Annotated in this window: 8 protein-coding genes and 1 pseudogene; 1 reads left to right on the top strand and 8 read right to left on the bottom strand. The window is 66.8% G+C overall.

Annotated elements, in window-relative coordinates; genetic code table 11:
* Nucleotides 1-15 precede the first annotated feature (15 nt).
* The 6 genes and pseudogenes from prcA to arc all read right to left on the bottom strand — a co-directional run bounded on the left by prcA (nt 16) and on the right by arc (nt 6181).
* Complete coding sequence (gene prcA / locus ACTWQJ_RS14010) at nt 16-759, bottom strand: proteasome subunit alpha (RefSeq protein WP_443306960.1); 744 nt, start codon at nt 757-759, stop codon at nt 16-18.
* 61 nt (nt 760-820) lie between these two features.
* The gene (prcB, locus tag ACTWQJ_RS14005; RefSeq protein WP_443306959.1) at nt 821-1666 is read right to left on the bottom strand and encodes a proteasome subunit beta; all 846 of its coding nucleotides are present in this window, start codon (nt 1664-1666) and stop codon (nt 821-823) included.
* A complete protein-coding gene (locus ACTWQJ_RS14000) occupies nt 1618-2211 on the bottom strand; it encodes an endonuclease VII domain-containing protein (RefSeq protein ID WP_443306958.1) in 594 nt (197 codons plus the stop codon). Before ACTWQJ_RS14000 ends, prcB begins: the two co-directional genes overlap by 49 nt.
* A gap of 46 nt (nt 2212-2257) precedes the next feature.
* Complete coding sequence (locus ACTWQJ_RS13995) at nt 2258-2476, bottom strand: ubiquitin-like protein Pup (RefSeq protein WP_443306957.1); 219 nt, start codon at nt 2474-2476, stop codon at nt 2258-2260.
* 189 nt (nt 2477-2665) lie between these two features.
* Nucleotides 2666-4177 carry a depupylase/deamidase Dop gene (dop, locus tag ACTWQJ_RS13990; RefSeq protein WP_374328962.1) on the bottom strand — a complete coding sequence of 504 codons (1512 nt, stop codon included), beginning with the start codon at nt 4175-4177 and terminating at the stop codon, nt 2666-2668.
* A 235-nt stretch (nt 4178-4412) separates the two neighbouring features.
* Nucleotides 4413-6181, bottom strand: a pseudogene (arc, locus tag ACTWQJ_RS13985) (proteasome ATPase).
* A gap of 244 nt (nt 6182-6425) precedes the next feature.
* Between arc and ACTWQJ_RS13980 the strand changes: the two are divergent.
* Nucleotides 6426-6731 carry a ferredoxin gene (locus tag ACTWQJ_RS13980; RefSeq protein WP_129796969.1) on the top strand — a complete coding sequence of 102 codons (306 nt, stop codon included), beginning with the start codon at nt 6426-6428 and terminating at the stop codon, nt 6729-6731.
* A gap of 58 nt (nt 6732-6789) precedes the next feature.
* Here the strand turns inward: ACTWQJ_RS13980 and ACTWQJ_RS13975 are convergent, their stop codons facing one another.
* Nucleotides 6790-7365 (bottom strand): hypothetical protein, encoded by a 576-nt coding sequence (locus tag ACTWQJ_RS13975; protein WP_443306956.1) that lies wholly within the window; start codon nt 7363-7365, stop codon nt 6790-6792.
* Nucleotides 7366-7586: 221 nt separating this feature from the next.
* A complete protein-coding gene (locus tag ACTWQJ_RS13970) occupies nt 7587-8489 on the bottom strand; it encodes a tRNA (adenine-N1)-methyltransferase (protein ID WP_129796971.1) in 903 nt (300 codons plus the stop codon).
* Nucleotides 8490-8516 lie beyond the last annotated feature (27 nt).

The following is an 8516-nucleotide window of genomic DNA, read 5'->3' as shown; positions in this document are numbered from 1 at the left end:
GGTGTGGACGGGGCGTTACTCGTCCTCGGACTCCTCGGCATCCGCCGCCGACGCCGAGCCATCCGCCTCCAGCAACCGGGCGAGCTGCCGACCGGTGATCCGCCGGAACTTCCGCTTCTGCGGACGCGTACGGTCCAACACCGCCACCTCCAGACGCTCGGCCGGAATCTCCCGCTGAGTGCCGTTCGTGTCACGGGACAAGGCCTGTACGGCCAGCTTGAGCGCCTCAGCCAGCGTCATACCGTCCTGATGGCGCTGATCCAGGTAACTGCTGATCTGCTCGGCATTGCCGCCGACCGCGACCGAGCCGTGCTCGTCCACGATCGAGCCGTCGTGCGGCAGCCGGTAGATCTGGTCACCCTCGGGCGTCTCACCGACCTCCGCGACAACCAGCTCCACCTCATACGGCTTCTCGGCCGCACTGGAGAAGATCGTGCCCAGCGTCTGCGCATACACGTTGGCCAGACCCCGGGCCGTCACGTCGTCACGGTCGTAGGTGTAACCCCGCAGGTCGGCGTAGCGCACACCGCCGATACGCAGGTTCTCGTACTCGTTGTACTTGCCGGCCGCGGCAAAGCCGATCCGGTCATAGATCTCGCTGAACTTGTGCAACGCACGGGACGGATTCTCGCCGACGAACACAATGCCGTCGGAGTACTGCAGCACGACCAGGCTGCGGCCCCGGGCGATGCCCTTACGGGCGTACTCCGCCCGGTCGGCCATGGCCTGCTGAGGTGACACATAGAACGGCGTCGACACCGGTTATCCGTCCCTTTCTGTGGAAGTCACTGACATCACCCTGGACAAGATCCGCCTACGGCTACAGCAGCGCGGCCCGCGGGCCGTCGGGCAGCTCCAGCCGCCGCTCCAGCACCGAACGGGCGATCTGCGAGGCCTCGTCCTCGGTGAGCCGGCGGAAACCGTCCTCGGTGATCACGGTGACGATCGGGTAGATCCGGCGGGCGACATCGGGACCACCGGTCGCCGAGTCGTCGTCTGCCGCGTCGTACAGGGCCTGCACCACCAGGGTCGTGGCCTGGTCCTCGGTGAAGTCCTCACGGAAGAGCTTCTTCATGGCCCCGCGCGCGAAGATCGAACCGGAACCCGTGGCCGCGAAGCCCTGCTCCTCGGAACGGCCGCCCGTCACGTCGTAGGAGAAGATGCGGCCCTTGCCGCGGTCCAGGTCATAACCGGCGAACAGCGGCACCACGGCCAGGCCCTGCATGGCCATGCCCAGGTTGGACCGGATCATCGTCGACAGCCGATTCGCCTTGCCCTCCAGCGACAGCTGAGCGCCCTCGACCTTCTCGAAGTGCTCCAGCTCCAGCTGGAACAGCTTCACCATCTCCACGGCCAGACCGGCGGTGCCGGCGATGCCGACCGCCGAGTACTCGTCGGCGGGGAACACCTTCTCAATGTCGCGCTGGGCGATGACATTACCCATGGTCGCCCGCCGGTCACCGGCCAGCACCACGCCGCCGGGGAACGTCACGGCCACGATCGTGGTGCCGTGCGGCGCCTCGATCACGCCCTGCGTGGGCGGCAGTTGCCGGTTGCCGGGCAGCAGCTCCGGCTGGTGCTCGGACAGGAAGTCCATGAACGAGGAGGACCCAGGCGTCAGGAAGGCAGCTGGTAGACGCCCGGTGCTACGAGTGTTGGCTTCCACGCGATTCCTTCCACGTATGCGGCAGCCCGCCTTATGGCGTCGGGCCGATCCTTGAACTGCCCCAGTGCAGCGTTGCAGCTGAAGCACAGTACGCCACGGACCCTACCCGTCTCATGGTAGTGATCCACATGCTCGGGCAGAGCCGCCAAACATATGCAGCAGACGCCCCCTTGGGAAGCGATCAACTCGTCGCGCTCGGCTACGGTGATGCCGTATTGGCGCCTCAGATGGTCTCCTCGACCCTTCGCCGCCCGGCACGCCTTGCAGCTCGTCGACAGGCCGTCGGACGCCGTTGCGTTTCGGTGCCACTCACTGCGTGGCTTGATCTCTCCGCAGCTCCGGCAGAACTTGTGCCCCTCGGGCGCCTTCACCCGCGGCCGGACGTTCTTCCCCTTTGCCAGTTGCCGGGCTTGGTGGTACGCCGCCCAGCACTCTCGGCAGTAGGCCTGCAATCCATCACTGGTCGACTTATTACCGGCGAAGGCCGCCCGCGGCTTGTACTCCTTGCACCGCGAGCAGCGCTTCAGACCGTCACTCTCGAGCAACTCCGACTCCCCCGCCGCCAACCTTCGATCCGAAGGGAAAACAGGCTTACTGCCCGCCCTTCTGAACGAACGAGCGCACGAAATCCTCGGCATTCTCCTCGAGTACGTCGTCAATCTCGTCCAGCACAGAGTCGACGTCGTCGCTCAGCTTCTCCTGCCGCTCCTTGAGGTCCTCCGCAGCCTGCGCCTCCGCAGCCTGCTCCTCGGCCTCCTCAGTAGAGCGCGTGGCCTTCTGCTGTCCGCCGCCGGTGTCCTTGGTTGCCATATCCCTCACCCCGCTCGGTTCGCCCGACATGGTCGACAGGTCGGCTTTCCTGCCGATCGGTCATGATCAGACCCTACAAGCCGGGTCTGACAATGTCCCCGCAGTTCCTACAACGTACGGGGACCACCTCGATGATTCCCTGGGGCCGGGATTTCCACTCTGTGTGCCCGGCCCCGTCCGAGAATCTGCTCACCCGCCGGACAGGACCCTGACCAGGTCTTCCGCGGTGCGGCAGCGGTCCAGGAGCTCCTTGACGTGATTACGCGTTCCGCGAAGCGGTTCCAGGGTTGGAACGCGCTGGAGCGAGTCCCGTCCCGGCAGGTCGAAGATCACCGAGTCCCAGGAGGCCGCGGCGACGTCGTCGGCGTACTGCTCCAGGCAGCGGCCGCGGAAGTACGCGCGTGTGTCCTCCGGGGGCTTGACCATGGCCCGTTCGACGCCCGCGTCGTCCAGGAGGCGCTTCATGCGGCCGCGGGCGACGAGACGGTTGTAGAGGCCCTTCTCGGGGCGTACGTCGGCGTACTGGAGGTCGACGAGGTGCAGCCGGGCGGCGTCCCAGTCGAGGTTGTCGCGGCGCCGGTAGCCCTCCATGAGTTCTCGCTTGGCGACCCAGTCGAGTTCGCCGGCGAGGCTCATGGGGTCGCGTTCCAGGCGGTTGAGGGTGTCTTCCCAGCGGGTCAGGATGTCCTTGGTCTGGTCGTCGGCGTCGGCTCCGAAGCGCTCTTCCACGTACTTGCGGGACAGCTCGTAGTACTCCATCTGCAGTTGGACCGCGGTGAGTGTGCGGCCGCTGCGGAGGGTGATCAGGCGTTGGAGTGTCGGGTCGTGGGAGACCTGGTGGAGGGTGCGTACGGGTTGGTCGACGGCGAGGTCGACGGCGATGAAGCCGTCCTCGATCATGGACAGGACCAGCGACGTCGTGCCGAGCTTGAGGTAGGTCGAGATCTCGGAGAGGTTCGCGTCGCCGATGATCACGTGCAGGCGGCGGTATTTCTCGGCGTCGGCGTGCGGTTCGTCGCGTGTGTTGATGATGGGGCGTTTGAGGGTGGTTTCCAGGCCCACCTCGACCTCGAAGTAGTCCGCGCGCTGGCTCAGCTGGAAGCCGTGTTCGTGGCCGTCCTGGCCGATGCCGACGCGGCCTGCTCCGGCGAAGACCTGGCGGGAGACGAAGAAGGGCGTGAGGTGGCGCACGATGTCCGAGAAGGGGGTTTCCCGCTTCATCAGGTAGTTCTCGTGTGTGCCGTAGGAGGCGCCTTTGTTGTCGGTGTTGTTCTTGTAGAGGTGGATGGGCTGGGCGCCGGGCAGCTGTGCTGCGCGTTCGGCGGCTTCGGCCATGATTCGTTCGCCAGCCTTGTCCCAGAGGACGGCGTCGCGGGGGTTGGTGACCTCGGGGGCGCTGTATTCGGGGTGGGCATGGTCGACGTAGAGCCGGGCGCCGTTGGTGAGGATGACGTTGGCCAGGCCGATGTCCTCGTCGGTGAGCTGGCTGGCGTCGGCGGCCTCGCGGGCGAGGTCGAAGCCTCGGGCGTCCCGCAGGGGGTTCTCCTCCTCGAAGTCCCAGCGGGCCCGGCGGGCCCGGTGCATCGCCGCCGCGTAGGCGTTGACGATCTGGGATGAGGTGAGCATGGCATTGGCGTTGGGGTGGCCGGGGACGGAGATCCCGTACTCCGTCTCGATGCCCATTACTCGCCGTACGGTCATGCGGCCCTCCTTGCCCGGCGGCTCCCTCGGTCGTGGGCGCCGCTCAGATACCGCTGGCGCTGGGTTGCGTGTGCGGTGCCCGTCCCCGCACTGCGCGACTCGGCGGTACCGACGAGCCTAGAACGCCTCCGCGCTGGTGGGGAGATCATTTGCGTCATTAGCCTTGCTCCGGCCATGGCCCGGAAAGCAGTCGGCTGCGGGTACCCGGAGAGGGCACCCGCAGCCGCCCTGTCTTTTACAGGTACTGTCCGGTGTTGGCCACCGTGTCGATGGAGCGTCCGGTGTCTGCGCCCTGCTTTCCGGTGATGAGGGTGCGGATGTAGACGATCCGTTCGCCCTTCTTTCCGGAGATGCGGGCCCAGTCGTCCGGGTTGGTGGTGTTGGGCAGGTCCTCGTTCTCCTTGAACTCGTCCACGCAGGCCTGGAGGAGGTGGGAGACGCGGAGGCCTTTCTGGTTGTGCTCGAGGAAGTCCTTGATCGCCATTTTCTTGGCGCGGCCCACGATGTTTTCGATCATGGCGCCGGAGTTGAAGTCCTTGAAGTAGAGGACTTCCTTGTCGCCGTTGGCGTAGGTGACTTCCAGGAAGCGGTTTTCCTCGGTTTCGGCGCGTACATGTGTTCCACGGCCGTCTGGATCATGGCCTGGACGCATGCGTCCTTGTCGCCACCGTGTTCCCCGAGATCCTCGGAGTGAAGCGGGAGGCGCTCGGTGAGGTACTTGCCGAAGATGTCCTTGGCCGCTTCGGCGTCCGGGCGCTCGATCTTGATCTTCACGTCGAGTCGGCCGGGGCGCAGGATGGCCGGGTCGATCATGTCCTCGCGGTTGGAGGCGCCGATCACGACCACGTTCTGCAGGCCTTCCACGCCGTCGATCTCGGCGAGCAGCTGCGGGACGATGGTGTTCTCCACGTCGGAGCTGACGCCGGAGCCGCGGGTGCGGAAGAGGGATTCCATCTCGTCGAAGAAGACGATCACGGGGGTGCCCTCGCTGGCCTTTTCACGGGCGCGCTGGAAGACGAGGCGGATCTGGCGCTCGGTCTCACCGACGTACTTGTTCAGGAGCTCGGGGCCCTTGATGTTGAGGAAGAAACTCTTGCCGGCGGCCTGGCCGGTGACTTCGGCGACCTTCTTGGCCAGCGAGTTGGCGACGGCCTTGGCGATGAGTGTCTTGCCGCATCCGGGGGGTCCGTAGAGCAGGACGCCCTTGGGTGGGCGCAGTTCGTGCTCCTTGAACAGGTCCGGGTAGAGGTACGGGAGCTCGACCGCGTCGCGGATGGCTTCGATCTGGTTGCCGAGGCCGCCGATCTGGTCGTAGCCGATGTCGGGGACTTCTTCGAGGACGAGTTCTTCGACCTCGCTCTTGGGGACGACCTCGTAGACGTAGCCGGAGCGGGGTTCGAGCAGCAGGGCGTCGCCGGCGCGGATGGTGACGTCCAGCAGCGGCTCGGCGAGCCGTACCACCCGTTCCTCGTCGGTGTGCCCGAGCACCAGGGCACGTTCGCCGTCCTCGAGGATCTCCTTGAGGGTGACGATGTCCCCGACGCGCTCGAACTCCATGGCGTCGACCACGTTGAGCGCTTCGTTGAGCATTACTTCCTGGCCGCGCCGCAGGTCGTCGAGTTCGACGCTGGGGCTGACGTTCACGCGGAGTTTGCGGCCGCCGGTGAAGATGTCGGCGGTGCCGTCCTCGTTCGCCTGCAGGAAGACTCCGAAGCCGGCCGGTGGCTGTGCGAGCCGGTCGACTTCTTCCTTGAGGGCCACGATCTGGTCGCGGGCCTCACGGAGCGTGTTGGCGAGTCGCTCGTTCTGTGCGGACACGCCGGCCAGGTTGGTCTGCAGCTCGACGATCCGCTCTTCGAGAATTCTCGTGTGTCGCGGAGAGTCGGCGAGCTTGCGTCGCAGGACGGCGATCTCCTGCTCAAGGTAGGCAATCTGCCCGGCCGGGTCTTCGGACCCGCGTCCCGGGCGGATGCCGCGGTTCATGTCGTCGTCGTGGGCTGCCACGGTCCTCACCTCCTCCAAGGGGAGCTGGACGCTTCCAGACCCTACCTGGGTGGGTGTCGATTGAAACCCCTAGATCACAAAGACGGTCGGGGTGTGTCCGATCTTCACCCTTGCGCTCTCCCTCACGCCAGGGGAATACCCAGGGAACGCGAGGAGAAAGCGGGCGCAGGTAGTGTCGAACCGTTCAACACCCGTCAGAGCTGGCCGGATTCCCGTACGGCTCGACGCAGAAACGGTAGGAGAGGTGACCGTGCAGCAGGAGGCCGGAGTCGACGGCGAGGCGCTGGAGGTCTGGATCGACCAGGATCTGTGCACCGGTGACGGCATCTGCGCCCAGTATGCGCCCGAGGTGTTCGAGCTGGACATCGACGGTCTGGCCTATGTGAAGGGCGCGGATGACCAGTTGTTGCAGGCGGAGGGGGCCACAACGCCCGTACCGCTGCCGCTTCTCACGGATGTGATCGACTCGGTGAAGGAGTGTCCGGGTGAGTGCATCCATGTACGTCGAGTTTCGGACAGCGTGGAGGTGTACGGGCCGGACGCAGAGTGACCAAATCCGTACGGTGGGTTACGACTGTAGGATTTCTCACACGCGTCGGTTGCGGGCGTCAGACGCTTCGGCCGTCTGCGGGTGACGAGCGGACGAACGCACCGTTCTTCCACTGCCACTTAGCGTTCTCCTTCGTGTCCGGGCAGCATGTCGGTACGTCGTCGGAGGAGTAGCCGAGCAGGGTCGCCAGCACCGCTCCGTCGCGAACGGCGAAGTCACTGACGGTGAACCGGTCCTTGGGGTCGACGAGGGTCGCCACGATGCGGGCCTGTGACGCATCCTCGCCCTGGGTGAGCACGTACACGCCGTCGGGCGGCGTGCTGATGCCGGCGTCGCAGTGCACCACGGCGACCGTCTCGGGCCGGCCGTCGCCGTCGAGGTCACCGGAGGCCTTCTGTTCCACCACGGCCTGTACGGGGCCGCATTCGAGGGGGAAGTCGACGCCCTCGGGGGCGGGCGGTGCGGCGACGGGTGCGGACCGGGTTCCCTGGGACGGCGTCTGGGCGGCGGTCGCGGAGTCCGGCTGCAGGAGCGAGGAGAGGGCCACGACACCGGCGACAGCGGTGGCGGTGGCAAGCCAGTGGATCGGGCGGGTGTGGGTGTGTGCCAGTTCCGGGACGGCGGATTGCTGCACTAGGAGTGTCTCCCGTGAGGGCTGTGCCGGTGGGGGTGGCCAGCATGGTGCCACACGTCACAGTGCGGGGGAACGGCGGGGGTCGGCCCTTGTGCCGGTGGTGTCTTGGCGAGGCAGCCCTTTCGGTGCGGCGTCAACGGGAAAGCGCCGTGACCGAGTTCCCGGCGGGTCGCGGGAACTCGGCCACGGCGCGGTGACGTTGTATGCGGCAGGGGGCCGCCTCAGCGGCCGATGCCTCCGTCGGCGTTGGGGCCGGAGTAGTCCTCGCCGTAGGCGCCCTTGGCGGGCCGGCGGCGACGCATGGGCGGTTCGACGCCGTCGGCGAGGCGGCGGGCGGTGAGCAGGAAGCCGGTGTGGCCGATCATCCGGTGGTCGGGGCGGACGGCCAGGCCCTCGATGTGCCAGTTGCGGATCATCGTCTCCCAGGAGGTCGGCTCGTTGAAGCAGCCGATTTCGCGGATGGACTCGACGGTCCGGGCGAGCTGGGTGGTGGTGGCGACGTAGCAGCACAGGATGCCGCCCGGGACGAGCGCCTTGGAGACGGCTTCGAGGCACTCCCAGGGGGCGAGCATGTCGAGGATGACGCGGTCGACGTCGGTGTCGCTGAGGTTGTCCTGGAGGTCGCCGACGGTGAGCTGCCAGGCGGGGTGCGGGCCGCCGAAGTAGCGTTCCACGTTCGCCTGCGCGATCTCGGCGAAGTCGGCGCGGCGCTCGTAGCTGTGCAGCATGCCCTGGTCGCCGATGGCGCGCAGCAGGAAGCTGCTGAGCGAGCCGGAGCCGACGCCGGCCTCGACGACGCGTGCGCCGGGGAAGATGTCGGCGAAGGCGAGGATCTGACCTGCGTCCTTGGGGTAGACGACGGCTGCCCCACGGGGCATGGACAGGACGTAGTCGGGGAGCAGGGGGCGCAGCGCGAGGTAGGCGACGTTCCCGGTGGTGCGGACAACGCTGCCCTCGGGGGCGCCGATCAGTTCGTCGTGCGGGAAGGAACCCTTGTGGGTGTGGAAGTTCTTCCCGGCTTCGAGCGTGAACGTGTAGTGGCGGCCCTTGGGGTCGGTCAGCTGTACCTGGTCCCCGACCTTGAAGGGCCCGCGCCTGCGGGCGGCACCGGTCGGTTCGGACATGTGACCAGCCTACCGGCGTTTCAGATG

This window comes from Streptomyces sp. KR55, assembly GCF_052245645.1.
In the GTDB taxonomy this organism is placed as follows: domain Bacteria; phylum Actinomycetota; class Actinomycetes; order Streptomycetales; family Streptomycetaceae; genus Streptomyces; species Streptomyces flavusporus.
This window is presented reverse-complemented; position numbering and strand designations above follow the sequence as displayed.

What these genes read in the sequence shown, in the direction of transcription:
- ACTWQJ_RS13995 (WP_443306957.1), bottom strand. Translation starts at nt 2,476, where the DNA reads ATGGCAACCAAGGACACCGGCGGCGGACAGCAGAAGGCCACGCGCTCT.
- dop (WP_374328962.1), bottom strand. Translation starts at nt 4,177, where the DNA reads ATGACCGTACGGCGAGTAATGGGCATCGAGACGGAGTACGGGATCTCC.
- ACTWQJ_RS13970 (WP_129796971.1), bottom strand. Translation starts at nt 8,489, where the DNA reads ATGTCCGAACCGACCGGTGCCGCCCGCAGGCGCGGGCCCTTCAAGGTC.